Annotated in this window: 21 protein-coding genes and 2 tRNA genes; 14 read left to right on the forward strand and 9 right to left on the reverse strand. The window is 36.4% G+C overall.

The window, feature by feature from the left end:
• Window positions 1-90: 90 nt before the first annotated feature.
• The 3 genes from H7U22_RS15765 to H7U22_RS15775 all read left to right on the forward strand — a co-directional run bounded on the left by H7U22_RS15765 (window position 91) and on the right by H7U22_RS15775 (window position 3,740).
• Window positions 91-2,244, forward strand: coding sequence for a GH92 family glycosyl hydrolase (locus H7U22_RS15765; protein WP_187072304.1), 2,154 nt, complete (start codon window positions 91-93; stop codon window positions 2,242-2,244).
• Between the two features lie 135 nt (window positions 2,245-2,379).
• On the forward strand, window positions 2,380-2,583 hold the full coding sequence (locus tag H7U22_RS15770) for an RNA-binding protein (protein WP_187072305.1): 204 nt from the start codon (window positions 2,380-2,382) through the stop codon (window positions 2,581-2,583).
• A gap of 113 nt (window positions 2,584-2,696) precedes the next feature.
• Window positions 2,697-3,740 carry an NAD(P)-dependent alcohol dehydrogenase gene (locus H7U22_RS15775; RefSeq protein WP_187072306.1) on the forward strand — a complete coding sequence of 348 codons (1,044 nt, stop codon included), beginning with the start codon at window positions 2,697-2,699 and terminating at the stop codon, window positions 3,738-3,740.
• A gap of 67 nt (window positions 3,741-3,807) precedes the next feature.
• On the opposite strand, the gene H7U22_RS15780 is transcribed toward H7U22_RS15775, so the two are convergent.
• Together H7U22_RS15780 and H7U22_RS15785 are read right to left on the reverse strand one after the other, a co-directional pair.
• A complete protein-coding gene (locus H7U22_RS15780; RefSeq protein WP_187072307.1) occupies window positions 3,808-4,224 on the reverse strand; it encodes a hypothetical protein in 417 nt (138 codons plus the stop codon).
• A 124-nt stretch (window positions 4,225-4,348) separates the two neighbouring features.
• Window positions 4,349-4,960 carry a hypothetical protein gene (locus tag H7U22_RS15785; RefSeq protein WP_187072308.1) on the reverse strand — a complete coding sequence of 204 codons (612 nt, stop codon included), beginning with the start codon at window positions 4,958-4,960 and terminating at the stop codon, window positions 4,349-4,351.
• Between the two features lie 190 nt (window positions 4,961-5,150).
• Between H7U22_RS15785 and H7U22_RS15790 the strand changes: the two genes are divergently transcribed.
• On the forward strand, window positions 5,151-6,125 hold the full coding sequence (locus H7U22_RS15790) for a S41 family peptidase (protein ID WP_187072309.1): 975 nt from the start codon (window positions 5,151-5,153) through the stop codon (window positions 6,123-6,125).
• Between the two features lie 313 nt (window positions 6,126-6,438).
• On the opposite strand, the gene H7U22_RS15795 is transcribed toward H7U22_RS15790, so the two are convergent.
• The 4 genes from H7U22_RS15795 to H7U22_RS15810 form a co-directional block, all read right to left on the reverse strand.
• Window positions 6,439-7,062 (reverse strand): hypothetical protein, encoded by a 624-nt coding sequence (locus H7U22_RS15795; RefSeq protein ID WP_187072310.1) that lies wholly within the window; start codon window positions 7,060-7,062, stop codon window positions 6,439-6,441.
• A gap of 79 nt (window positions 7,063-7,141) precedes the next feature.
• Entirely contained in the window at window positions 7,142-7,537 is a 396-nt protein-coding gene (locus H7U22_RS15800; RefSeq protein WP_187072311.1) for a hypothetical protein, read from the reverse strand.
• Window positions 7,538-7,860: 323 nt separating this feature from the next.
• Window positions 7,861-8,358, reverse strand: a complete 498-nt coding sequence (locus tag H7U22_RS15805) for an SRPBCC family protein (protein ID WP_187072312.1) — start codon at window positions 8,356-8,358, stop codon at window positions 7,861-7,863.
• Window positions 8,355-8,675, reverse strand: coding sequence for an ArsR/SmtB family transcription factor (locus H7U22_RS15810; RefSeq protein ID WP_187072313.1), 321 nt, complete (start codon window positions 8,673-8,675; stop codon window positions 8,355-8,357). The genes H7U22_RS15805 and H7U22_RS15810 overlap by 4 nt, the downstream gene beginning before the upstream one ends.
• 186 nt (window positions 8,676-8,861) lie before the next feature.
• Here H7U22_RS15810 and H7U22_RS15815 point away from each other — a divergent pair, with 186 nt between their 5' ends.
• The 9 genes from H7U22_RS15815 to H7U22_RS15855 all read left to right on the forward strand — a co-directional run bounded on the left by H7U22_RS15815 (window position 8,862) and on the right by H7U22_RS15855 (window position 22,991).
• The gene (locus H7U22_RS15815) at window positions 8,862-9,431 is read left to right on the forward strand and encodes an RNA polymerase sigma factor (RefSeq protein WP_187072314.1); all 570 of its coding nucleotides are present in this window, start codon (window positions 8,862-8,864) and stop codon (window positions 9,429-9,431) included.
• Between the two features lie 159 nt (window positions 9,432-9,590).
• Window positions 9,591-10,712, forward strand: coding sequence for a FecR family protein (locus H7U22_RS15820; protein WP_187072315.1), 1,122 nt, complete (start codon window positions 9,591-9,593; stop codon window positions 10,710-10,712).
• 266 nt (window positions 10,713-10,978) lie between these two features.
• On the forward strand, window positions 10,979-14,338 hold the full coding sequence (locus H7U22_RS15825) for a SusC/RagA family TonB-linked outer membrane protein (protein WP_248284773.1): 3,360 nt from the start codon (window positions 10,979-10,981) through the stop codon (window positions 14,336-14,338).
• A gap of 10 nt (window positions 14,339-14,348) precedes the next feature.
• The gene (locus tag H7U22_RS15830) at window positions 14,349-15,812 is read left to right on the forward strand and encodes a RagB/SusD family nutrient uptake outer membrane protein (protein WP_187072317.1); all 1,464 of its coding nucleotides are present in this window, start codon (window positions 14,349-14,351) and stop codon (window positions 15,810-15,812) included.
• A gap of 18 nt (window positions 15,813-15,830) precedes the next feature.
• A complete protein-coding gene (locus H7U22_RS15835) occupies window positions 15,831-16,682 on the forward strand; it encodes a DUF4843 domain-containing protein (protein WP_187072318.1) in 852 nt (283 codons plus the stop codon).
• Between the two features lie 22 nt (window positions 16,683-16,704).
• A complete protein-coding gene (locus H7U22_RS15840; protein WP_187072319.1) occupies window positions 16,705-18,135 on the forward strand; it encodes a PKD-like family lipoprotein in 1,431 nt (476 codons plus the stop codon).
• Window positions 18,136-18,180: 45 nt separating this feature from the next.
• Window positions 18,181-19,314: a TlpA disulfide reductase family protein gene (locus H7U22_RS15845; protein WP_187072320.1), complete on the forward strand. Its 1,134-nt coding sequence runs from the start codon at window positions 18,181-18,183 to the stop codon at window positions 19,312-19,314.
• 122 nt (window positions 19,315-19,436) lie between these two features.
• Window positions 19,437-21,122: a trypsin-like peptidase domain-containing protein gene (locus tag H7U22_RS15850; protein ID WP_187072321.1), complete on the forward strand. Its 1,686-nt coding sequence runs from the start codon at window positions 19,437-19,439 to the stop codon at window positions 21,120-21,122.
• Between the two features lie 504 nt (window positions 21,123-21,626).
• Window positions 21,627-22,991 carry a sensor histidine kinase gene (locus tag H7U22_RS15855; protein ID WP_187072322.1) on the forward strand — a complete coding sequence of 455 codons (1,365 nt, stop codon included), beginning with the start codon at window positions 21,627-21,629 and terminating at the stop codon, window positions 22,989-22,991.
• A gap of 379 nt (window positions 22,992-23,370) precedes the next feature.
• Here H7U22_RS15855 and H7U22_RS15860 read toward each other — a convergent pair.
• The 3 genes from H7U22_RS15860 to H7U22_RS15870 form a co-directional block, all read right to left on the reverse strand.
• Window positions 23,371-23,455: transfer RNA gene (locus H7U22_RS15860), tRNA-Leu, on the reverse strand.
• 55 nt (window positions 23,456-23,510) lie between these two features.
• Window positions 23,511-23,583: transfer RNA gene (locus H7U22_RS15865), tRNA-Gly, on the reverse strand.
• A gap of 94 nt (window positions 23,584-23,677) precedes the next feature.
• Window positions 23,678-24,166, reverse strand: a complete 489-nt coding sequence (locus H7U22_RS15870; protein ID WP_187072323.1) for a regulatory protein RecX — start codon at window positions 24,164-24,166, stop codon at window positions 23,678-23,680.
• Between the two features lie 61 nt (window positions 24,167-24,227).
• Between H7U22_RS15870 and H7U22_RS15875 the strand changes: the two genes are divergently transcribed.
• Window positions 24,228-26,687 carry a bifunctional UDP-N-acetylmuramoyl-tripeptide:D-alanyl-D-alanine ligase/alanine racemase gene (locus tag H7U22_RS15875; protein WP_187072324.1) on the forward strand — a complete coding sequence of 820 codons (2,460 nt, stop codon included), beginning with the start codon at window positions 24,228-24,230 and terminating at the stop codon, window positions 26,685-26,687.
• Window positions 26,688-26,800: the final 113 nt, after the last annotated feature.

Consider the following 26,800-nt stretch of genomic DNA (forward strand, 5'->3'; position numbering starts at 1 on the left):
GTTGATTTAGAGTAACGTTTGTGTTAGTTTCTTTTCTGATTTGGTGTAATTTATATATTTGCGTACACACTAAATCGATTTACAAGAATCATGAGAAACCTAACCAAACTCATTTTTAATTTTGTATTGATTATTCTCCTTGCTAGTCAAGTGAGCAAAAGTCAGACAAAAACCAACCTAACAAAATACGTTAACACCTTCGTAGGAACCGCACCTTTAACCGACCCCAAAATACTGGGGTATGAATTGCCAAAAGGCTGGAGATCTTGGGCCGGACTTACTTTTCCGGGCAGTTCTTTGCCAAACGCCATGGTGCAGTTAAGTCCAATAACCGAATACGGATCGGGTGCTGGCTATGAATATGAGGATGATGTAATTTATGGCTTTGCTCATACCAATAAGGGCCACTGGAACCTCTGCAATATTCCAATTTTACCGCTTTCAAATCCAGGAGAAAAATTTGGTTCAAAGTTTTCACATAAAAATGAAAGTTCAGCACCAGGTTTTTATCAAGTTTATTTAGAAGATTATAAAGTAAATGTAAGCTTAACCTCAACTCTAAGATGTGGATACCACAAATATGAATTTAAGAACAATACCGATAAGCAAATCCTATTTGATATGGGCAAAGCCAACAGTAGAGTTTCCACTTGGAATATAGAACAGGTAGGGAAGTCGGCCGTTCAAGGTTTTCAGGGTGGCGAAAATATTTATTTTTATGCAACAGTAAATGGCACTATAGATAAACTGGATCAGGTTGATGTAGGTAAACGTACAGGTTATGCAATTATACATTTAGCCAACGGAAGTACAACTCCGGTAGAACTTAAAATTGGTTTATCCTTCGTAAGTGTTCAAAACGCAAAGGAAAATTTAGAAAAGGAAATTGGGAATAAAACCTTTACTGAAATTAGGAATGAAGCAACTGCGAAGTGGGAAAATTTACTTTCTAATATCCAAGTTAAGGGCGGTACGGAAAAGCAAAAGGTAATGTTGTATTCTTGCCTGTACAGATCTTTTCTTTGGCCAGCTTTACGCAGTGATGTAAATGGAGAATTTAAAGATGCAAAGCATAATGTAGTAAAAGCAGATTTTAATTATTACACCGAACCCTCTCTTTGGGATACTTATCGCAATAAGGATGTTTTACTCGGTTTAATTACGCCAAATGTTACTTTAGATGTAATTAAATCGATGAAGGATGTTGGCGATAAAACGGGCTTTATTCCAACATTTTTCCATGGAGATCATGGCGCATCATCAATTGCTGGGGCATATTTGCGGGGCATTGATAATTTTGATATTAAAGGCACTTATCAGCTTTTATTGAGAAATGCAAATGTATCTGGCGGAGCTCGTCCATTCATCTCAGAGTACATCGCTAAGGGTTATATTTCAGATCCAGATGTACAAAATCCTCATGTAGAAACTAAGGCAAAAGCGGGTGTATCTAAAACGCTAGAATATTCTTATGATGATTATTCTCTTGCGCAAATTGCTAAAAAGCTTGGCGATACTGCCAATTATAGAATCTTAATGGCGAGATCGAAAAACTATAAAAATATGTTCGATCCTTCAACCCGTTTTATGCGTGGAAGATTGGAAAATGGCGATTGGATTAAACCTTTCAATCCGCAATATCCATATTACGAATATATGTATCGTGAAGCAAACGCTTGGCAAGTGTCTTTTTATGCACCACATGATATGAAAGGATTAATCGAATTATATGGAGGCCCGAAAGGATTTGAATCTAAATTGGATTCGTTATTTACGCTTCCTTGGAATCCAAAATATATCGCCAGAAACGTAGAAACCATGATCGGTCAATACTGCCAAGGCAACCAACCCGATCATGAAGCGCCTTTTGCCTATACCTTTATCGGAAAGCCAGAGAAATCACAAAAAATATTAGATTATATTTTGAACAATTTATACGGAATAGGTAAGGAGGGTTTGGCTTTATCTGGAATGGATGATGCTGGTGAAATGTCTTCCTGGTATGTTTTCAGTGCATTGGGTTTATATCCTTTTTCGGCTACCGATCCTGAATATATCGTTACTGCACCACTTTTTGATGAAGTGAAATGGAAAACCAGCTCAGGTAAATTATTAACCATTTCTAAACCCGGTAAGGGGAGAGGGATTACTTCTATCAAAGTTGATGGAAAAGTAAATCAAGGCTATTTCGTGCCCAACGATTTATTTATAAACGGAGGAAAAATCGAAGTGATTACAAAGTAAATGACAATGTAATGCTATATACCTTCAAGTTATGCTTGAAGGTTTTTTTTTGACTGGAATTTTAAATTGTTAATCCTTGTTGACTAAATTCTCAATGAGAATATAAATATATTTGTAGTTACTAATCTCATTAAAATGGCTACAAATATAACTACAACATTAAAAAACGGCGACAGTTGCAAGGTAATTGGTGGTACACATATTGGCAAGGCTGGAATGGTTCGAGATCTTAATACCAGTAAAACAGGCCATATTACCATTACGGTAGAACAAGCAGATGGTGTTAAATTTAAAACGCTTGGAAAGAATGTTGTCGTTTTGAATGACCAAAAGAGATAGGTTGAGCCATCAAAATTGTTTGAATTTTGTAAGCAATAATTTGAATTGCGTAATATTTCTTTAACAATTCGCGATTATATTTGTTGAGATATAATTAACTAAAATTTATAAAAATGATTGCAACAAAAGGATATGCGGCTCAAGACCCAGGTACAGATTTAGCACCTTGGAATTTTGAACGCCGTGAAGTTGGACCTCATGATGTTCAATTCGAAATATTATTCTGTGGCGTTTGCCATTCAGATTTACACCAAATAAAAAACGATTGGTTTCCGGGTATTTTTCCAATGGTACCTGGCCATGAAATTGTTGGCCGCGTGATTAAAGTTGGTGATCATGTTAAAAAGTTCAAAGTAGGTGATTTAGCCGGTACAGGCTGTATGGTAGATTCTTGTCAGGTTTGCGAAAACTGCAAACAGGATTTAGAACAATACTGCTTAGAAGGCAATACACAAACCTATAATGGTTTAGAAAGAGATGGAAAAACACCTACTTATGGTGGTTATTCAAACTCTATCGTGGTAAGAGAAGAATTTGTTCTTCATGTATCTGATAAATTAAATCTTGCTGCTGTTGCACCACTTTTATGCGCAGGAATTACAACTTATTCTCCATTAAGACATTGGAAAGTAGGAAAAGGGCATAAACTTGCTGTTTTAGGACTTGGTGGTTTAGGGCACATGGCAGTTAAATTTGGTGTAGCTTTTGGTGCTGAGGTAACAGTACTGAGTACTTCGCCTAAAAAAGAAGAAGATGCTAAAAAATTAGGTGCTCATCATTTTGTGGTAACTACAGATCCGGCACAAATTAAGGCAGCAAGAGGTACATTCGATTTTATATTGGATACCGTTTCTGCAGAGCACGATTTCAATATGTATCTTTCTTTGCTTAGAACGAACGGTATACATATCTGTGTTGGTGTTCCACCTAAGCCAGCAGAAATTGCTGCATTTAGTTTATTGGGTGGCAGAAAAAGCCTTGCTGGATCGGGTATTGGCGGAATTGCTGAAACTCAGGAAATGCTTGATTTCTGTGCCGAAAACAACATCGTTTCGGATATTGAAATGATCGACATGAAAGACATTCATAATGCTTACGAGCGGATGGAAAAAGGCGATGTACGTTACAGATTTGTAATTGATATGGCAACTTTGTAAGAAGTTATTTTAACATAAAAAAGGCCAGTAAGTTTATAATTTACTGGCCTTCTTTGTGGAATTATAATTATCGGGTTAAAATAACCTCTTCAGTTTCAATAATGGTTTTTCCCTTTTTAATTTTAGTTTCTGTTTTCAGTAATTTGGTTTTGCCCTGCTCAAATGTTACTACATAAGGTGTTTTGTTTTTACTGTCTTTACCTACAAACAATTTATTTCCTTGGCTGTAAGCAGGTAGTTCTTCTTTGTGCTTACCAAAGCCCTGAACAATAATTACCGTATTCTTTTTGGTAAACTCATAGGTTTTTTCTCCAGCTTTGTAAAGATCTTTATCAGTTTCGGTAATTACGCCGTTTGTCTTATCAATTTCAATTTTGGATATGGCCTTCCATTTCCCTACTAGTGTTGGATCAACTGATAGTTTGCTTTGAGCGTGCAACTGAACACTTGTGGCTACAAATAAAAAGAGAATTAATACTTTCATAATTAAATTATTATATGGATAAATAGAGTTGATTATGACCAAAATAATAAATTTAACTTAAATTTTAATTTTTCGGTGTAGATATTTCCATTCCTAACAAGCCATTTAAACCTTGATTAGCATATTACAATGTGAATTCTATTTTTTGCACCAAATAAGCCTTCCCAAACTGCTGTGGATCATGAATAACGGTCGCTTTTATGGCTTTCCATTTAGGGAGTTGCCCAGTTTTCCAATTTGCACGTACGTCCTCAGCATTTTTCCAAATTTCTTCTAATTGATTGCCAACTGTTGTATTCGCAACGGTAAATTGAATCTTATTAGAAAAGTAATAATCATTTCCCTGTTTATTTAGTCGAATTACTGGACCGCCTGGCACATAAGAAACAATAAGCTGGATATCGAAAGATTCACTTCCCTTGTATTGCTCCTTGCTAATTACATTTAAAAACTCGTAATAATAGGAAGATGCATCGGCAGGAGGATTTTTTTCGTAATGAAACACAGCTTTAATTCGGTAAGTGTATCCGGGTTCTCTTTGCTCGAAATCAGCTAGGGAAGCACCCGCTTGTTCATTTTCGGGTAGCTTTAAAAGAATATCCTTATCCGAACCTAAACGATGATCTACCAATAATTCAACCTGTTGGCCATCTTTTAAATTAAGCGGTCCATATCCAGCTTCTTTCTTGCAAGAAATAAAACAAATGGCTAATAAAAGTACAATGAGATTTTTCATAAAAACGATTAGTGAATGTTGGTTTTTACATTAAAACGTTTTGAATGGAATAAACGCTACAGGCTAAAGTTATATAATTAAACTAAGTTATTTAAGGAGAGAAATGGGCTTTAGTATTTTAATTATTTTATTCCATATCTAGGGCTAATCGTCTTTTATTTAGTAGTTTCACGCAAAATAACATTCCTCAATGCTCCGAAAATCCATTCCAATTTTATTTGCCTTTTTACATGGCGCAGTCCTTTTAAGTTGCTCACAAAATAATGTTAAGAAAGCTTCTGCAAAAGAAGATATTACGTTGATGATCAGTGTGCTTAAAACTAATTTAACACAGCAATATTTCGATAAAAACAAGGCTGCAGATCTTGTGCAAAAATTGACAGACATGGAGCATCAAAAAATGTTTGATGGACTTTCTGATTCTGTTGCAGCTCAGCAAATTACCGATATGCTTCGGAAAGAAACCCACGATAAGCACTTTAACGTTATTGCTTACCCAAAAAATCCTGTTCCACAAAAAAATAAAGCTCAGCCAGTGCTTTCCCCAGCCGGGATTAGTAAGTATCTTATTTTAAAAAACAATATTGGCTATATAAAATGGGATTTATGTATTGCAAATGAAGATGCTTTTAAAGATCTCCGTAAAGTGTTAGACTCGTTATCTACCTGCGAAAAATTAATTTTTGATATTTCTGAAAACCCGGGTGGAGATGGTGCAAGCAGTGCCTTTATAAACCAGTTCTTATATCGAGAGAAAGATTATCAAACCCTTTTGAAAAAGAAATGTACAGGGGAGAAGGATTGGAAACAAAGTGAGGTTATTTTTAATTACAACAATGGACCAACTTTTTTTGATAAACCTATCTTCATCATAGCATCAGACAAAACCTTTTCTGCAGCGGAGTATTTTGCGTTTACAGCAAAGGAAATGAAAAGAGCAACCATTTTAGGCAAAACAACAGCAGGCGCTGGTAATCCAGGCTCGTCCGTAAGTTTTGCTTTACCCAATTCTGACACCTTTTTCTGGATGTTTATTCCAAATTGCCAAATTGTTACGCGAGACGGGCATTCTATAGAAGGCATTGGCGTAAAGCCAGATGTGCTGCTAAAAAGCAAGGATTGGCTTCAAGAAACTGTTGAATATATAGCTAAACAAGATAAGTAGTAGGTGTACTTTATAAGCCGAATCCTTAATTGGTAATCAAATATCTTTATATTGTGATGTTTTTGTTAAATCAGATATAGCCATTTCCACTATCGCTAAATTGGAAGATCATTATACCACTTTTTACTAAAATGTTGCTTGAAATATGTTAGCATTTTCTTTGCCACATTTTAGATTTGAATCATCTGTAGATTTTTTTTGTTTAGATGCTTTTTAAATGGCGGAGGCAAACCTGCAAATGAACATGATTCTATGGCTAGGTTGCCCAGTATGAACATTATTCTTTTCATTTTGATTTGAATTTTAATATGAATTAAAAAGCGTAACCAAATTGCATACCTAAATATGGCCTAATCCCCGTTTCGTTATGGTCAATTACAGCTGCACTTTCAATCAAGGTGTTGTCAAAATAGTTTCTACGAAAAATACTTGCACCTGTATAAACGCTCATTGCAAATCCTTTTGTCCGAACCATTTGATAGCCAATTATACCGGCAAGCCCATAATCCTTAATCCTGATGTAACCGCCAGGAACACTTCCTTCCTCTTTCAATTTTACCGAATTAAAAGTAAACTGTGGCGACATATAAAAGCCTGCTGGAGTAGCAGTATTGTTGAAAAAAAACTTATTTCCAATCTGTAGGTTTATACCGCTTGTTTTTATTTTTTCTTGAGTTTCGGCTGTTTCTAAATCATAGGTTCGTGGGCCTTGATAACCCAATTGGATATATGGTGTAAAATTTTGGCTTAGTCTATGTTCATAGCTTACTTTAAAAGCCAGGTCGAAAAGAAAATAGCTTTCATTGGTATTGTTATCGATGAGGTTAAGTGGCAACCCTATCATTATTACATTTTTTCGTTCTTTAATGGTGCCAGATTGGGCAAATGAATTTCCCAAAGGCAATAGAATTGCCAGCACAAATATGAAATTTTTCATTTTGAATTTATTTAATTGTTAAAAGAAATAATAATGTATATCCTAAAAGTGCTTGTTTGTATCAAACATTACACAACAATTAAACTATTGGCGGACGGAAGGTTTTTGATATGTATTTGGAAAGATTTTCAGTTTTAAAATCAAAAAAGAGTATTTTTTTTTCAAAAAAGAGGTTAGCTGTTTCTAAACAAAATTGTGCTGGAATTTGGAATGCAACTATTTGTGAAACATGCTGGTTTTGAAGGGGTGCGTGTGCCTTTTGTTCGTCGCCATTATTGTGTTCATCAAATAGGCCATCTATATTCATTAAATGGTCGGTAATAAAATCAAGAGGGGTCATATCCTTATCTTCAGTTGATTTACAATGGCGGTACATATCGGGCAAATCCTGAAGCGTAGAGAAATCTCCCATGGGTAAACACAAAGATCCCAATGAGTAAAATGTCAAAAGAAATATATTGATAGCTTTTGCCATATCCTAAAAAACGCTAAAGTTAGGGCTTAATTGTTCATGGGGTTTGCTTTTTTTGTTGTTGGATTGGAGTTGTATTAAGCTGAGTCATAAATGCTAGTCATAGTTAACCTTATTCTGGTGAAGAAAATCAAAATTCCCAACATTTATGCTCATCTTGAAATACATAATCTAAATCTTTTCTTGCGAAGATTAAAGTCTTTTGACTCTTTTTCGCCTTTTTGAAACAGTTTTATCTATTGTTAATTATAGAAATAAACCAATTACACTTAAGTTTTTTTCAGAGGCTTAATAAATCGAATTCTGTAAGCAAAATTTCTTCAGCATTATTTTTTAGATAATGTTTCCAATAATTCCTCTAGATAATTTAAGGTCATAGTAAATCCTCCTTGGAAACCCATTTCAATCATTTTTTCCATTCGTTCTAGTGAATCATTTTTAATGATAATACTCACTTTCGTTCTCCCATTTTCTTCGCTGAAGCTAAGATCCCAATCAGAACCTGGCAATTCAGGGTTTGCATCTTTGTCTGCAAAAGAATTCAAATATTTAAAGTTGGTTTTTGGAGTAATAGAAGTATATTGCTGAAGCGACCAATGCTCAGCTCCCTCAGGACTAACCATTGCATAAAATCTTTGTCCACCAGCTTCAAAATTCATAATTTTTGTTTTTGATGCCCATGGTTTAGGCGCCCACCATTGATCTAAAATTTCCTTTGTGGTAAAAGCATCCCAAACAAGTGAAAGTTCGGCTGCAAATTCTCTGTTTACAAATACCGTTTTTTTTGCCTTGTCAACGGTAAAATCGAATAGTAAATTGTTCATTTTTTTTCTTTTTTAATTGTTAATAATATATCGTCAAGTTGATTAAATCGGGTTTCCCAAATTTTTCGGTATTGGTCTAACCATTTATCTATTTCTTTCATTTTTTCAATTTCAAGCGTATATAAAATTTCTCTACCTTGAAATTCTTGCTTTACAAGCTCGCATTCTGTAAGGATTCGTAAATGCTTAGAAACTGCTTGTCGCGTAGTATTAAAGTTTTCTGCAATGGCATTGGGGGTCATGGCCTGTAACGCAATTAAAGCAATAATTGCCCGCCTTGTGGGGTCTGCGATGGCTTGAAATATATCTCGTCTCATTTAATTAATATTATTTAAGAAACTAATCGGTTGCAAATATAAGCGCAACTAATCGGTTTCGCAAATTTTTTTGAAATTATTTTTAAAATTGTTCCTAATACTTGGCTGATTTTTATCCTCTTGATTTTGAAAAGATGCTCATTAGCTTTTCGGTTTATTTAATATTATCTTTGCATTACCCTTATTATGCACTCCTATAATTCCCTTTCTGATAGTGAATTGGCATTCTTGTTGACCAGGAATGATGAAAAAGCATTTACCGAAATTTACAACCGATTTTATGGTCTTCTGTTTATCCATGCAAGTAAGCGCTTAAATGACGATGAGGAAGCAAAGGATGTTGTTCACCAATTGTTTGAAACACTTTGGTCTAAGCGACTTCAGGTAGCGCCCAACGGTAATCTATCTGCATACTTATATACAGCCATTAGAAACCGGATTTTAGATGTTTTTGCCCATCAAAAAGTGGAGAATAAATATGTAGATTCTTTGCAGAATTTCTTGGATCAAGATCATGTACTTACAGATCATTTGGTCAGAGAAAAACAAATGGCTTTCTTAATTGAGCAAGAAATTAATGCACTTCCAGCAAAAATGAGAGAAATATTTCTTTTAAGCCGAAGAGAAAATAAATCTCATAAAGAAATTGCACAAGAATTAGGGCTTTCTGAATTAACCATTAAAACTCAGGTAAAAAATGCACTTCGAATCCTAAAAACTCGTTTGGGTGTATTTATTTATCTCGCATTTCTCTAAAAAATTCATTAATTGCCTTACGCCCAGAATTAAATTATTCATTTTCGTAGTTTTTTAAAGGCCATTTTTAAGTATTGTAAAAAAAAATGATTTTCGCCTACCCCCAACACAATAGCTTCGCCGTATATATAGTAATCAACCAAACTAGATTTCTATTTTATGGAGAAGGACGCGAAAAAACTTTTAAATAAATACCTTTCGGGCAATTGTACGCCTCAAGAAAAGGCAGTTATCGAAGAATGGTACTTACACACTCCAATTGAAAAGGAAGCGCCAAGCCACTTGGTAATAGAAGAAAGCAAAGAGGAGGTTTGGGGACGCATAACACTATTTGGCAAGCCAAGAATTTTTTCCTTGCTTAAAAGGGCTGGAATCGCGGCAAGTATCTTAATCTGCATAGCGGCTGGGTTTTATATCTTAAAGCACAACGAAAACTCTACGCATTTAATGGCCAAAAGGGAGTTAAAAGATGTTTTACCAGGCGGTAACAAAGCGATATTAACCTTAGCCAATGGTCGTACAGTAAATCTTGATGATGCCAAAGAAGGGCAAATTGTCATACAGAATGGTGTCTTAATCCGTAAGCGAAAAAACGGTGAAATAGAGTATGTTGTTCAAGCTGGCGCAACTGATATTTCTGGAACAAATACAATTTCTACACCGCGAGGCGGCCAATATCAGGTAAGCTTGCCAGATGGTACGAAAGTTTGGCTCAATGCGGCTACCACCTTAAAATATCCCTTTTCCTTTGGCAAAAGCGAACGCTTGGTTGAGCTTAATGGCGAAGCTTATTTTGAAGTTTTTAAAGATAAGACCAGACCATTTAGGGTAAAGACTGCAGAACAAACTGTTGAGGTTTTGGGAACGCACTTTAACATAAACGCTTACGCTGATGAGGTTGCTGTAAAAACCACGCTGTTAGAAGGATCCGTAAAAGTGACCAGTGCTTCTACAACTGTTAATATACATCCGGGAGAGCAATCTCAACTGAGTAAAGAAAACAATAACCTAATTGTAGATAAACAGGTTGATTTAGATAAAGAGATGGCTTGGAAAAATAATATTTTTTCTTTTGATAATGATGACCTACAGACTGTTATGCGTCAGATTTCTCGCTGGTACGATATTGACGTGGTGTATAAAGGCAAAATCAAGGACGAAAAATATGTGGGTGAAATTCCTAGAAGCAGCAATCTTTCTGATGTGTTTGAAATTTTGGAACTGAACCACATTCACACGGATATTAAAGGAAAAGTGCTAACCATATCAGGAACCAAATAAATTAACAAACAAGTCTACCTTAAAACCAATCAACCAATTAACCACCAAACTAAACTTTATGATGAAAAAACTACCAGAAATTTAGAATCTTACCTTACAAAGAACCGAAAGCGCTAGAACGCTTCCGGTAGAAATTTGGACCAGCAGCTGGGTTTCGAAGCAAGCTGCTATTTATTAACCTCATTCAATACAAAGGTATGAAATTAACTACCCTTTACAACCCCGCATGCGAAATGCGGAGGGTAAGGATTAAATTTTTATTGGTCATGAAATTGACTACAATTCTCCTATTGGTTGGTGCCATGCATTTATCGGCAGCCAGCTTTTCTCAAACGGTAACCCTATCGCGTAGAACAACTTCGCTTAAAAGCGTATTTAAAGAAATTAAAAAACAAACTGGTTATTTTTTCTTTTACAAAGGACAGTTGCTCCAAGGGAGACCAGATGTTGTTATCGAACTTAAAAATGCTTCGCTAACCGATGCGTTAAATGCCTCTCTAAAAGGTCAGGATTTGAGCTTTAACATCGTAAACAAAACGATTGTAATTAGTAATAAAGAAAACTTTCCTGAGCAGATTAATCGCCCCATTCCCAAAATAGAAGTTAAGGGTATTGTGGTTGATAAAACCACCGGAGAGACACTTCCCGGCGTAAACATTTCGATAAAAAATGGCGTAAGTGTTGGCATTACTAATGAGAAGGGCGAATTCAGAATAAGTGTAGATGAAGGCACAACCCTGGTTTTTAGCTATGTAGGCTACGAGCTTTTTGAAACTAAAGTTACCAACGGCAAAAATTTAAACATCAAGCTGGCTTCCAAACTCACCCAGATGAATGATGTTGTAGTTACCGGTTATCAAACGATTAAAAAGGAGAACTATACGGGAAATGCCATTACCATTTCGGGCGATGACCTTAAGAAAAACAATCCTCAGAATTTATTAAAAAGCATTCAGTCTTTCGATCCTTCGTTTAAGGTACTAGACAATAATTTATTTGGCTCTGATCCGAATGCCCTACCTAAAATTAATGTTCGTGGCGCTACCGCTCTGCCTTCAATAGAAGATACAGAAAACATATTAGATCGAAATAACCTCTCCAGCAATTACAATCTTCCGGCTTTTATGTTGGATGGTTTCGAAGTTACACTGCAAAAGGTAACCGATCTGGACATCAATAGGATCGAATCTGTAACGTTATTAAAAGATGCTGCAGCAACCGCGGTATATGGTTCGAGAGCGGCCAACGGGGTAATTGTAATTACAACTAAAGCACCTGTTGCCGGAAAGCTCCAGCTTTCTTATAATTACGAGTTAACTGTTAATGCACCAGATTTAACAGATTACCATGTGTTAAATGCATCCGAGAAACTGGCTTATGAAAAACTGGCAGGCTTATACAATGCGGCAAATAACACAGGTTATACCCCAGACCAATTAGATGCAGAGTATTTTGCAAGGCTTAAAAATGTTGCCAGCGGGGTGGATACTTATTGGTTATCTCAGGCTTTGAGAAATGCGTACCGCCAAAAACATTCTATTTATGTACAAGGAGGCGACCAAAAATTTAGATATGGGGTTGATTTGCGTTACGAAACCCAACCGGGCGTAATGCTAAAATCAGATCGCAATCGCTACAGTGGAGGCATGAACTTTACCTACAATCCAACTTCAAAGTTGTTGTTCAGAAACGAGATCAGTATTACACAGGTTAATGGAAATAATTCTCCCTATGGTGATTTTTCTACTTATGTACGAATGAATCCATACTATCCTAAAACCAATCAGAATGGCGATTTAATTCAGGAAGTTGCAAATTGGCGAGTAGATACGCATCAACCAGGTCCCGATCAGGTTAAAACAACCTACGTTTTTAATCCGCTTTTTGAAGGCAGTTTGGCCAGTTTTGATAAATCATCGAACCTAGAGTTAATCGATGCTTTCTCGGTAGATTGGAAACTTAGTCCGAGTTTAACCTTTAAAAGTCAGATTAGCTTGAACAAGAGCCAAACTACCGGTGATAAATTTGTATCACCACTTAGCAGTACATTTTACACTTATACAAGCGATAAACTCAACAATAAGGGTTCTTACGCTCTAACCGAAAGCGATCGTTTGGCTATTGATGGTAAGGCTACGCTTGGCTATAACAAACAAATTGGAGATCAATATTTTAACCTTGTATTGGGAACAAACGTAGTTGCGGTAAGAAGTGATGATAAATTTATTGAGGCACAAGGTTTTTCTAATGATCGGTTTACCAATATCGGCTTTGCCCGAATTTATAAAGAAGATTCTGCACCGGGCGGCAACGTTTCTGAAAACAGATTGGCTGGTGCATTTTTCTCGGGTAATTATTCTTTCAAAAATAAATACCTTTTGGATGCATCTTTCAGGTACGAAGGTTCATCAGCCTTTGGCTCCAATAAAAGGTTTGCTCCATTTTGGTCTACGGGAATTGGCTGGAATATGCACAAAGAGCCTTTTATGGAAAACCTAAAGGTGATTAGCCAATTGCGTTTAAAAGCCAGCACCGGGATTGTGGGTTCGGTTTCTTTTCCGGCTTATCTGTCTAGATCCATTTATCAATATGATCCATCAAACTGGTACTCTACCGGTTTAGGGGCTCAAGTTCTGGGTTACGGCAACAGCAACCTACAATGGCAAAAAACAAAAACCTATGATGTTGGAATAGATTTGGGCTTATTCAACGATCGTTTTATTATCTCTCCAAGGTATTATTATAAGCTAACCAAAGGCTTAATCACCGATATAGATTTATCGCCCTCAACTGGTTTTACTACCTACAAAGAAAACTTGGGCGACATGGCAAATGAAGGTTATGAACTCTATTTAACCGCTAATGCATTCAGAAATAAGGATTTCAATATAAATATTACTGGCAATTTGGCCCACAATGTAAATACATTGGTAAAACTCTCCAATTCTTTGAAAACCCTTAATGATAAGATTGATCAGTATCAGACTAATCCAGATAAAAATGCACAATCTACACCCTTGTTGCGCTATAACGAAGGGCAGTCTTTATCAGCCATTTATGCGGTGCGTTCATTGGGAATCGATCCAGAAAACGGAAAGGAAATCTTCTTGAAAAAGGATGGTACGCTGAGTTACGTATGGGATGTAAAAGATATTATGCCTGTTGCTGATGGTGCGCCAAAGGCAGAAGGAAATTTATCAGCCAATATTGCGTATAAAAACTTTATGGTTAGCCTAAGTTTCTATTACCGTTTTGGAGGTTACACTTATAACCAGACGCTTGTAGATCGGATTGAAAATGCAGATCCACGCTTTAATGTGGATAGCAGGGTACTAGATCAGAGATGGATTAAGCCGGGCGATCAAACCTTCTTTAAGAACATTGCCGATTTATCAATTACCAATGTATCCTCTAGGTTTGTGCAGAAAGACAATTTGCTAGAGCTTAGGTCAATCTATCTATCCTACGATTTTAAAAGAGAACTGATCAAAAAGATCGGCTTCCAAAACCTGCGTACCACCATGACATTGAACGACATTTTTAGAACTTCGAGCATTCAAATGGAGCGGGGCACCAGCTATCCTTTTGCACGGAGTTTAACGGTTTCACTATTGGCTTCATTCTAAATATAAGAAAATGAAAAAATACATATTTATATTATTCACACTGATTGCTTTTTCTTCCTGTAAAAAGTTTTTGGATATCCAGCCAGAATCCGAGGTTTCCAAGGAACAGCTGTTTACTTCTGAAGAAGGATTTAAAGAAGCTCTAAACGGCGCCTATGTAGGTTTTGCAGGCACCAATTTATATGGCGGAAATTTAACTTTTAGCAACCTGGATATTATGGCACAGAATTACCAGTTCAGTGATGCTAATTACCAAAGAATTGCCGCCTTTGATTATGCTCTTCCAAGCTACGTTGCCAAGATAAGTTCCATTTGGACAGGTTCTTATAAGGCCATTGGCAATGTAAACCAAATTTTGGAAGTGATAGATGAGCGTAAAGATTTATTTAGAGAAAATAATTATGAGATTATAAAAGGAGAAGCGCTGGCTTTGCGTGCCTACATGCACTTTGATTTGTTGAGGATGTTCGGTCCATCATACAAAAATAATCCATCCTTCAAGGCAATGCCTTACGTAACTGCGGTAAGTACCAAAACTACACCATATTCTACCGTTTCTGAAGTGATGGATAAGATAATTGCAGACTTGCAACAAGCAAAAGCCTTGCTGAAATCTACAGATCCAATAATCTCAGGAACTTATGTAGTAGGCTATCCAAAGGGAGAGAAGGCAACGGAGCTTAAAAACAGTTCTTTATTTCTCCAAAATAGAAGGCACCGCATAAATTATTATGCCGTTGCCGGCGAGCTGGCTAGAGTTTATCTGTATAAACTCGATAATGCGAATGCACTAATCAATGCAAAAGAAGTAATAGAGTCTTTAAAGTTCCCGTGGACAATTAAAGAAGATTTCTTTAATGCAGATGTTGCAAAACGCGATCGGATATTTTATAACGAGATTTTGTTTGGTTGGTTTGTTCCCAAATCCAAGGATCAGTTAATTGGACTTTTTTCAAGAGATAATCCAGATTATTCAGCAACGGCTGATCAAATTAATGCAATTTATAATTTAGGAACGGTTGGCGCTGATGACTGGCGGTATAAACAATGGTTCAGGATAGTTAAAAGTGCGGGCAATTCTGATCGATTTTATCTGCAGAAATATATTGTAAATTCTAGCCCTATTGATAATCTGCACCCACTGGTAGCACCAGCACTGCGCCTAAGCGAAATGTATATGATTGCTGCAGAAGCAAGTTTTGATACCAATCCAACCTTAGCTGTAGGTTATTTCAATACACTGCGTACGCACCGTGGTATTGGAGCAAGCCTAAGTGCTGGAATATCCAAATCAGATTTTATTAGTGAGCTGGAAGGGGAGTATCGAAAGGAATTCTATGGCGAGAGTCAGAATTTCTTTATGCACAAGCGCCTTAATTTAAACATTGTTACAACCTCTGGATTAATCTATCCACCAACAGATAAACTTTTTGTTTTTCCGCTTCCGGTAGATGAGCAAGCTTTTAGAAATTAACCTTAACAGACAATAAAGATGAAAAAAAATATCATTTATATTTTGCTTTTGAGCACGATGTTATTTGCCTGCAAAAAAAACGAAATGATGCCTTATGGCTCAACAGATAATGTGTATCTGCGATACTTGGATAAAGACGGAAATCAGGACACAACAACGCTAAGTTATTCCTTTGCATACAATCCGAGTTTGGCGCAGGATACCATATGGGTTCCAATCGTGGTTACAGGGCCTCGGGTTTCGCATACCAGACAGTTTGTATTGAATATTGTAGATTCCATGACTACAGCGGTAAAAGGATTACATTACGAAGCTTTAAAACCTTCTTATACTTTGCCTGCTGACTCTGGAAAAACTAGAATTCCCTTGATCATCAAAAACACGGATGATGCGCTGGCGAGTAAATCCGTAACTGTAGGTTTTAGAACAGTTTCGGGAGGCGATTTTTCTGCAGATCTGCCCGTTGCACTTAGAAGCAAGAAGATTATCTTTTCCAACCGCTTAGAAAAGCCAGCATGGTGGATTTATTGGGAATCTTCGCTTGGCGAATATGGCAGGACCAAGCATCAGTTATTTCTCATCTCTTCGGGAACGGTCGATTTGGTGGAATTTTCCAAGCCGAATTTTTTTCTGGAGATTCCAAGATCATTGTACTACATCGAAAACTTTAGAGTTTTTCTTAAAGATCCGGCCACTTGGATTGCAAGAAACCCATCAAAAGGATATGTACTGACCAAGAAAACCGATGGCTCAAACGATTACGATTTCTACAGTGAAGATGCACCCACCAAGCGCTATACCTTAAAATATTTTGCGCTCGTAAATGGCTACTTCTTTATTGATGAGAGTGGAAAACAAATTATTATCTAACATTTCATTAAAACAAAATAAGATGAAATTTAAACTGATTTTCATACTGGCCATTGTGGCAAGTTTATATACGGCCTGCAAAAAGGATTTGGGCAATTACGATTACCACCCACCATCAGAACCGACTTTAAGCGCCTTTAAAGATTCTACTTTTGCTGCACTTCTTGGCGATTCGCTAATATTAAACCCCAAGGTTTCTTTAGATGGTGCTAATCCCCTTACCGATTTATCTTATGAATGGAGAATTACCGTGCAAGAAGAGCTTCGCGAAGCCATTTATACTGGATATCCTTTAAGAATTGTTTACAATATCGGGCCTGGTTTACGCAGCGCAAAGCTGATTATTACCGATAAACGAAATGGCCTGAAATATGTGCTCCCATTTAAGGTAAATGGCAGCACCCAATTTACTTCTGGTAAATTAATATTGAGTGTAGATAATGGCGTAACTAAACTGTCTTTTGTAAAGCCAGATAACAAAACCATTATAGCCGATATTTACAATGCTTTTCATGGAGAGGCTTTGCCCAATAATCCGGTACAACTTTACTTTTCTGATCCGCTGCCTTACCAGCCAATTACCAAGCAAGAATTTTGGATTTTGTGCAACGATCAGACTAAGAAAAGCCCTTTGTTGGATGCGAGTACATTATTGAGGAAAAGTTATTTTAACGATCAATTTTTTACGCCACCGGGCACTATAGTTCCAGGTTATCTCGAAGCTTACATGGGCACCGTTCCAACTGGTGTTGTAAACGGTAAATTATATGTAGGTGTTGTATCTACTGCTCCATTTGCGCCAGATTATGGCAAGTTTGCAAATGAACAGGCGGGAGATTATTCCCTCTCCAGATATTTTACCAATGGCGGTTCTTTCTTTTTTGCCTTCGATACAAAATCCAAAGGCTTTGTAACCTTTGGGGGCGATGGAAGTTATCTGGGCAAAGATTACGTAGTCGATCCGTTAGGAACTAGCTTCGATCCAAAAAATATTGGGATGGATAATCTGATTTTTATGCAAACTGGCCAGTCGGGTACCTATTATGCCTTTTTTAAAGCCGCTGACGGAAGTATTTATGAACTTGCATTTACTTATCAGTTTGATTCGGTAAACAAAAAGATCAAAGCCGAATATAAGCGTGTTTTCAAAGGTGCTTCATTAGTTAATGCCGATACCAAATGGCAACGCAACAGCCTTAATGTATTCTATTTTACATCGAACGACAAGATCTATAGATACAATCCACTTAATGAGGATTTAAAAGTTCTGGATGCAGATTTTGGTGGCAAAAAAATATCGATGCTCAAAATCAGCGCAGATGACAACACACTTACTGTAGGTACAATAGGTTCTGTTTATACGGTTGATGTAAGCGTTGGCAAAAACGGAGCAATTACACAAACCATTAATGGCATTCCGGGCGCACCTGTAGATCTAGTTATAAGAAAATAACCATAGCTAAAAATCAAAACTCAATCAGTTAACATATACACAAAAATGAAAATATCAAAATTAGTATTATTCGCCCTTTTCTTGCCTGGAATGGCATGGGCACAAACTCCCAATTTTAGCTTGACGGGAAAAATTGGAAACTTAGGTAAACCTGCAATGGCCTATATAGATTACATGGATAATGGTGTAGGACATGAAGATTCTGTCGCTTTGGTTAATGGCAGTTTTAAATTTACCGGCTACATTTCTGGAAATTCTTATGCACGGATGGCCTTAGATCATTCTGGTGGTGGTAAGGGGAAAGCAGTTTACACTGGCGATGTAATTTATTTCTATTTTGGCAAGGAACAGGTTACATTAACTTCTAAAGATTCTCTGGAAAATGCAGTTTTTACTGGCTCGAAAGTCTATCAGGAGTACGATGCATATAATAGGGCAATTGGCGGTACCATCATGGCACTTACCAAAGCGGTAAATGCCGATTTCAATAGCGGTACGCCAGAGCAGCAAAAAGACAGCACGTACAAAAGTAATGTGGATCTGCGTTTTAGAAAAAATATTCAAAACCGAACAGATAAACAGTTCACTTTCGCTAAAGAACATCCAGATTCTTATTTTGCCTTGGTAGCGCTTTCTGAAGCTGCGGGAAGTAAGGTAGATGTAGCTAAAGTACAACCTCTTTTTAACGCTTTAAAGAAAGAATATCAAACGACAGATATGGGCAAGGAACTTGCACAGCGCATTGAGGCAAATGGAATAACGGCAGTTGGAAAACAGGCTCCGTTATTTACACAGAATGATGTTATAGGCAAACCTGTTTCTTTGGCGAGTTTAAAAGGTAAAGTTGTACTGGTAGAGTTTTGGGCAAGTTGGTGCGGACCCTGCAGAGCAGAAAATCCAAACTTGGTAAAACAATATAAAACATATAAAGAAAAAGGCTTTGAGATTATCTCCGTTTCATTGGATAATGTTAAAGAGCGTTGGTTGGAGGCAATAGAAAAAGATCAACTGGATTGGTTACATGTATCAGATTTGAAAGGCTGGAACAATGAAGTTGGTCGTTTGTACGGCGTTAGAGCAGTACCAGCAAGTTTCTTGGTAGATGCTCAAGGTAAAATTATTGGGAATGGGCTAAGGGGAGAACCTTTAAATAAAAAGCTTGCAGAAATATTCAATTAAAAAATAGCTTCTATTAAATATAATTTTCAAAGAAAACAAACATTTATTTACCGCTCAACTGGGTATGGCCCATAAAACGGCCATACCCTTTTTTATTGCCAATGGCTTATTAAATAATACCAATGAAAATAAAACTTACTGTATTTACATTAACCCTTTTGCTGTGTGTTAATTATAATGTTGATGCCCAAAAAAAGCAAATCGATAAATTTCAAGCCAAAATAAATGATGCTGTTAAAAAGGCATATGTTGCAAGCGTGAGGATGTGGGGTTTTGATGTACAGCAAAACCAGCGCACAAGCGCACAGTTTAGTGGGGTAGTTGTATCTGCTGATGGATATATTCTTACTGCCGCACACACTATATTCCCCGGAAAAAATTATAAGGTTTTCTTTCCCGATGGAAAAGAATGTATCGCAATTGCATTAGGAAGAATAGACAATAAGGAAACGCCAGGCATTCCTGATGTTGGGATGATGAAAATTGTGGATAAAGGTATTTGGCCTTTTGCAGAAATGGGCTATTCATATAGTTTGGTTAAAAACGAACCTTGTATTAGCATTTCTTATCCAGAAAGTTTAAACCAGAGCCTGCCCACCTTACGATTGGGCAGAATTGAGGAAACAAAAAATACGTATGGCTTTATTCGATCAAGCTGTAAAATGGAACCGGGTGATTCTGGTGGGCCATTATTTGATTATATGGGGAGAGTTATTGGCTTGCACAGTGCAATTGATTTATTAGAAGACCAGAATTTTGAAATCCCTGTAGATCTTTACCGAAAATATTGGACAGCCCTAAATTTGGAGAACAATTATAGTAGTTTTCCAGAAATAAAAGATAGTATCGGCTTAGATCCTTTGCAAAAGATCATTCAAAAAGACAACAAGATGAAGTTTCTTAATCCAGATTTTAGCAAAATCTCTTCAATTTTAAATGTCAGTTATTTGATAGAAAGCAATTTGAAAGGTTCAATAGCAAATATTGGGGCAACTTTATTTAATTTTCAGGCTTCAAACGGAGAAGTAAGGCAGTTTTTAATTAGCAAAAATACGATGATCGGTTCTGATCCTCAGGTGACTATAAATGGCGTTAAAAAACATTTAAACGTAATTGCAAAAGATCAAGATAACGATTTGATGCTTCTTCAAACGGAAGTTAAGATCAAAGGTGGAGTCAATTTGAAACCAGGTATGGGCAATGAACAAAAAACAGAAATGGGAAGATTTTTATACACCGTAAAACCGGATGGAAGGTTAATTCACAGTATTTTAAGTAGTTCTGTTTTTAGCTTACCGAAGGTAAATAGTCAGGCGTATTTGGGAGCCATGGTGGCATATAATTCTAGTCCGGTTTATTTTTCATTAATCAAGCCCGAGAGTCCTGCAGGAAAAGCAGGTATAAAAGTAGGGGATGAACTTGTAAGTATTAATGGCAAAAACTTAACTAAAGCAAGTGAATTTGCTCCAACAATTCTCCAGTTTTGGGTAGATGATGAAGTTAACTTTGAATGGATAAGCGACGGAGTAAAAAAATCGAAGATCATTCCTTTGACAGAAAGAACGCAATCCATTTTTAATCATCCTGCCGAGAAATTTGAAGGTGGAAAATCAGTAAGAAGAGATGGTTTTGATCAGGTTTTTGCACAGGACGCTGCAATTAAACCAGCAGAATGCGGAACGCCTATATTCGATTTAGAAGGGAATTTCTGTGGAATAAATATCGCCAGATTCAGCAGAACCGCAACAATTTGTATTCCGACAAAAGTTGTGATTGACTTTGTAGTTAAAAGTTTGAGAACAGAGTAGTTAAGGATTGAATAATTTTTGTTTCGAATAGGTTTGGGCAATCTAAAATAAATATCACTCTGGTTTAAGTGTTCGCCGACTCTGGTTTAAGTGTTCGCCCTTTAGCGGTCACTTAAATCTAGAATTTCTTTAGGCAATTTTATGGTCAAATATTTCTTTTTTTTAAATCATATACAAATTTCATCCATTAAATATTCATCTCCCATTGATAGCTTGACAGTCATTAAATTTGGATAATGGATAAACTAGGAAAGATTAACGTCATCCCAATAGAAATAGATTTGTTGTAAATAATTGGTTGTCTTTGTATTAGCAATTCTGCGGAACGAGGTTAAATGAATTTTTTTTCCAATTAACACTTAAATAATTAATTTCAGCTTTCATTCAGTTTAATACCTTTTGGTTAGCGCTCAGCAGACACGTAATAAAATAGGAGAAGAAAACTATATTTCTTTTCTTATCTAAGCATGGAAACTGGTTCTACTCATTTTTTCAAACTATAATATGGCGAAATTCGTTAATTTTAATTTTCTTCCTTCTCACGCTAAAAATGGCAAAACCAGCTTTTGGTTAGCGCTCATTGGCAATCCAGCCCAGTTTTCTTTAGAAAGGAGGGTGTTTCATTCCGTTAGTATCGGCCTGATTGTGGTATCGGTGATTTATGCGCCATACAATTTAATTGCAGGTCTATATATAGGGTCTGTTTCTGCGCTATTAATCGGTCTATTCTTCTTTCAACAGTATTATTATTCCAGATTCAGGGATAAACCACACAACAATGCACTTTTCGGGTTAATGGGATTGTTGGTTTTTGGAATCAATTATTTTGCAATTGCCGGTATTAATGGTTCAACCGATATAATCTGGCCAGCCTATTTATTGGTTTTGCTGGTCATTTCGCCTTATCAACAGCATCTGAAATGGCTGGTTATTTATTTGTTGTGGTTTTTCGCTCTGCATACTGTTGGCTACTATTATCCTGAATTTATAAAATATCCCTTTAATACGGGTAAAGGACAATTTATTGATCGAATGACTGCTTTTCCATTGCCCGTGTTCGTTATTTATATCGTTGTTAGGTTTATCAGGCGCAATTATGATTTAGAACGCTTGGACGCTCAGCAAAAGACAATTGCAATAGAAAGCAGCAAGGAGCAAATTTTTCGACAGAAAGAGGAGTTGGAACAACGCAGTTTGGAGAAAGACAATTTGATGTCTATCATATCCCACGATGTAAGGGCACCTTTAGTCAGTATTCAAAGTTACCTTACTCTGCTAAATAAAAATGTGCTTGGCGCTGAACAGCGGCATTCGATTGAGAAATCTTTGGAGAGTGCCACCAGCCATACCATCACTATGCTTTCTAATTTGTTGAATTGGTCTAAATCCCAAATGGGCGGATCTGTTGTGCAGCTTGAGGTAGTAAATGTGCTGCAAGTGCTTGAAAGTACCATAGAAATGGCCCGTGTTTATGCCTTCAATAAAGAAATTTTACTTTCTAACACTATCCCTTTCCATTTAATGGTAATGGCCGATGTAGATATGCTGCAGATTGTTATGCGCAACCTAATCAATAATGCGGTAAAATTTACAGCAAACGGTGGTATGATCAGTATAAATGCTCATATCGTCAACGATGAATGTGAAATCACAATAATCGATAATGGGAGAGGGATTGCAACGAGCGATCAAGGAAATATTTTTTCGATTAAGGCAGCATCTACTTACGGTACAAATAATGAAAAGGGTGTTGGACTGGGCTTAGTTTTATGTAAGGAGTTTATAGAACGTATGGGTGGTAAAATCGGATTTCAAAGTATTTTAAATGAAGGCTCTAAATTTTTCATTACCATACCCTTGGCTGAGTGAATGTGACCGCAAGTAGATAGACAGTCTGTTAATTAAAAGATCCGATCTTTCGCTTTGATAAAAATAGGCTTCGGACAACCCCACTCTGGTTTAAGTGTTCGCCCTTCAGCGGTCACTTAAATCTAAAATAAATTCTAGAATTTTATGATAGAAGTTAAGGGAAAGATTATAAAAGTGAAGATAGTATAATAAAGCTAGCTGTTTTTATTTTCCTCTTTAACATTTCCGCTTAATCCTTTCTTTTTAGCTTTCTCCACAAGTTTTGGTATTGATCCCTGGATTGTAAGATATAAACTAAAAACATACGACAACAATTAAAAAGCTACAAACAAAAAAACCTTTCATTTCTGAAAGGTCTTCATTTCGATTTTTTTTGAAGTACTCAGAGCGGGAATCGAACCCGCACGCCTGTTAAGGGCACAGGATTTTAAGTCCTGCGTGTCTACCAGTTCCACCATCTGAGCATCAAGCAGTTAAAGCTCTTAAAATAAATGCCTCCTGGTAGGAAGGCATTTATAGAGCGAAAGACGAGATTCGAACTCGCGACCCCGACCTTGGCAAGGTCGTGCTCTACCAACTGAGCTACTTTCGCATTAAACAAAACTAATAATCTGTTTCGTTTTGGTGATGCAAATATAGACAGATTTATATTTCTGTCAAGAAATTTCTTGTTAAAAATTTAATATTTAGTTTAAATTGCTGGCTTTCAGTGCAAGTAAAATTAAATCGGTTTCGAATCCTCTTCCTTGCAGGTAGTTCATTAGCTTCATTTTCCTTTTTAAAGGGTTGGATTCCTTCACAAATTCTGCTTTTTTTATGGCAAGAGCCGTAAGAGTATTTAAATAATCATCATCATCCATGCTGTATAAAGCTTTTTGTAGAAGTTTTTCGGGTACGCCTTTTAACTTCAAACCCTGTTTGATTTTTATTCTTCCCCACTTTTTAATATTGAATTTTCCCGAAGCGTAGCTTTTAGCAAACCGCTCTTCATTTAAGAAATTGCTCATAATCAATTCAGAAAGAATTTCCTCCAGTTCATCTCCACGAATTCCCCATTCTACCAGTTTATATCGAACTTCTTTTTGCGAACGTTCCTGATAAACGCAGAAACTCTCTGCCTTTGCCAAGGCTTGCTTTTTATCAAAATATACTACCTCTTGTTTACCGCTTTTCATAATTAATTACTGAAATTCGTAAAAATAAAAACGATATCCGTATTTTTCTGAAACTAAAAGAATGCCGAACCATACTTACACCATTGCAGAGATTGCTGAAATTTTACACTACAATTTCAAATTAATTGATAATCAAGTAATTATTGAGTATTTAGTAATTGATAGTCGTTCGGTTTTAGTGCCTGAAAATTCTTTATTTTTTGCTTTGTCTTCACATCGTGATGGACATGAGTTTATAAAAGATGCTTACGGAAAAGACATTCGGAACTTCGTAATTACAGAAGAAAGGTATGTTGCAGAATATCCAGATTGTAATTTTATTATTGTTACAGATGCTTTAATCGCATTGCAAACTTTAGCATTACATCATCGAAATCAGTTTAACTTAAAAACAATTGGCATAACCGGTAGTAACGGAAAAACAATTGTAAAGGAATGGTTATATCAACTTTTAGCTTCTGATTTTAATATTGTGAGGAGTCCTAAAAGCTATAATTCTCAAATTGGGGTTCCGCTTTCTGTTTGGCAAATCGATGCAGAAAATACCTTGGGGATTTTTGAAGCTGGAATCTCTGCAGTAAACGAAATGGAAAGCTTGGAAAAAATAATCCAGCCAGAAATCGGGATCTTAACCAATATTGGGGAAGCACATGCGGAGGGTTTTCAATCTAAAAAGGAAAAATTAAAAGAAAAGTTAAAGCTTTTTGAAAATTCTGAATTGTTGATTTATTCTCCGGAATATATTACTGAAATCAGTTTAAAGGAACTTCCCGGTAAAAAGCATTTTAGCTGGAGCAGTAAGCAAGGTGCAGATTTAAGAATAATTGCTGTAGAGCCTATTGATGGAAACTGCTATTTACGAGCGATTTATCAAGACAGGGAAATAGAATGTATGCTTCCATTTAAAGATAAGGCATCGATAGAAAACGGAATGATTTGTTGGGCAACTTTACTTGCATTGGGATATACGCCAGAACAGGCCGATTTGCGTTTGGAGAAATTAAGCCATGTAAGTATGCGCTTGGAGCTTAAAAATGGAATCAACCAATGTTCGGTAATAGATGATTCATACAGTGCTGATATTTCTTCTCTTGCAATTGCCTTAGATTTTTTAAACCAGCAGAATCAACATCCTAAAAAGACAGTAATTTTATCAGAATTGTTTGAAACTGGTCGTGCTGATGAAGATTTATATGGAGAAATTGCCGATTTACTGAAGCAGAAAAAAGTGAGCAGATTAATCGGAATTGGTTCTCATATTACAAAATTTGCTAAATTATTCAAGTTTGAAACTCAATTTTTTGAGGATACAAGCGCATTTGTAGATGCTTTTCCAGGCTTACAATTTAGCCATGAAACCATTTTGGTAAAAGGAGCAAGGCGTTTTGAGTTTGCGAGAATTAGCAAATTGCTCACGCAGAAAATCCACGATACAGTTTTAGAGATTGATTTGAATGCAATGGTAGGCAACCTTCAGTTTTACCGTTCAAAAATAAAGCCTGGAGTTAAAATTATGGCGATGGTAAAGGCTTTTTCTTACGGAAGTGGAAGTTTCGAAATCGCAAACCTACTGCAATTTCATAAGGTAGATTATTTGGCAGTTGCTTATGCAGATGAGGGTATCGCTTTGCGAAAAGCCGGGATTACTTTGCCGATTATGGTTATGAGTCCTGAAGAATCTGCTTTTGAAGCTATTATAAAGCATAATTTAGAGCCTGAGATTTACAGTCTCGAAATACTAAATAGCTTTTTAAATGCATTATCCGATTATGATTTCAATTATCCAATCCACATTAAAATAGATAGTGGTATGCATCGCTTGGGGTTTGATCAAGCTGAAATGGATAACTTATCTGAATTATTGAACGCAAACGATAAAGTAAAAGTTCAGAGTATATTCTCTCATCTGGTGGCGAGTGGAGAGGCAGAACATGATGATTTTAGTGCACGCCAAATTGATAAATTTAATAGTATAGCAAAGCAATTAATCGAAGTTTTGGGTTATAAACCTTTACTGCATATCGCAAATACTTCTGGAATAACACGTTGGCCAGATGCTCAAATGGATATGGTGAGATTGGGAATAGGATTATATGGCTTTGATTCTGCTCTATTAAATAATCGCGGATTAAAAACCACAATGGTGCTTAAAACCACAGTTACACAGGTTAAAATTTTAGATGCAGGTGAAACAGTTGGTTACAGCAGGAAAGGGGTTATGCCAATGGGTGGGAAAATTGCAACTGTTAAAATTGGCTATGCAGATGGTTACAATCGTGCTTTTGGTAATGGCGTTGGCAAAATGCTCATCAACGGTCAATTGGTTCCAACTATCGGTTCTATCTGTATGGATATGACGATGTTAGATGTTTCTGCTATTGATTTGAAGCCTGGTGATGAAGCCATTGTTTTTAATCAGGAACACAGCATTATGCAACTGGCAAAAGAAATTAATACCATTCCATACGAAATTCTGACCAACATTTCTCAAAGGGTAAAAAGAGTTTATTTTTATGAATAAAATGGTTCATTGGTTAAAGGTTCATTAGTCATTGCTGATTGGTTCATTAGTCATTGGTCATTTGTTCATTGGGCTGGAAGCTAACCTTCCATATTGCAAATAGAAAAACTAAC

This window comes from Pedobacter fastidiosus (assembly GCF_014306625.1).
Classification (GTDB): Bacteria; Bacteroidota; Bacteroidia; order Sphingobacteriales; family Sphingobacteriaceae; genus Pedobacter; species Pedobacter fastidiosus.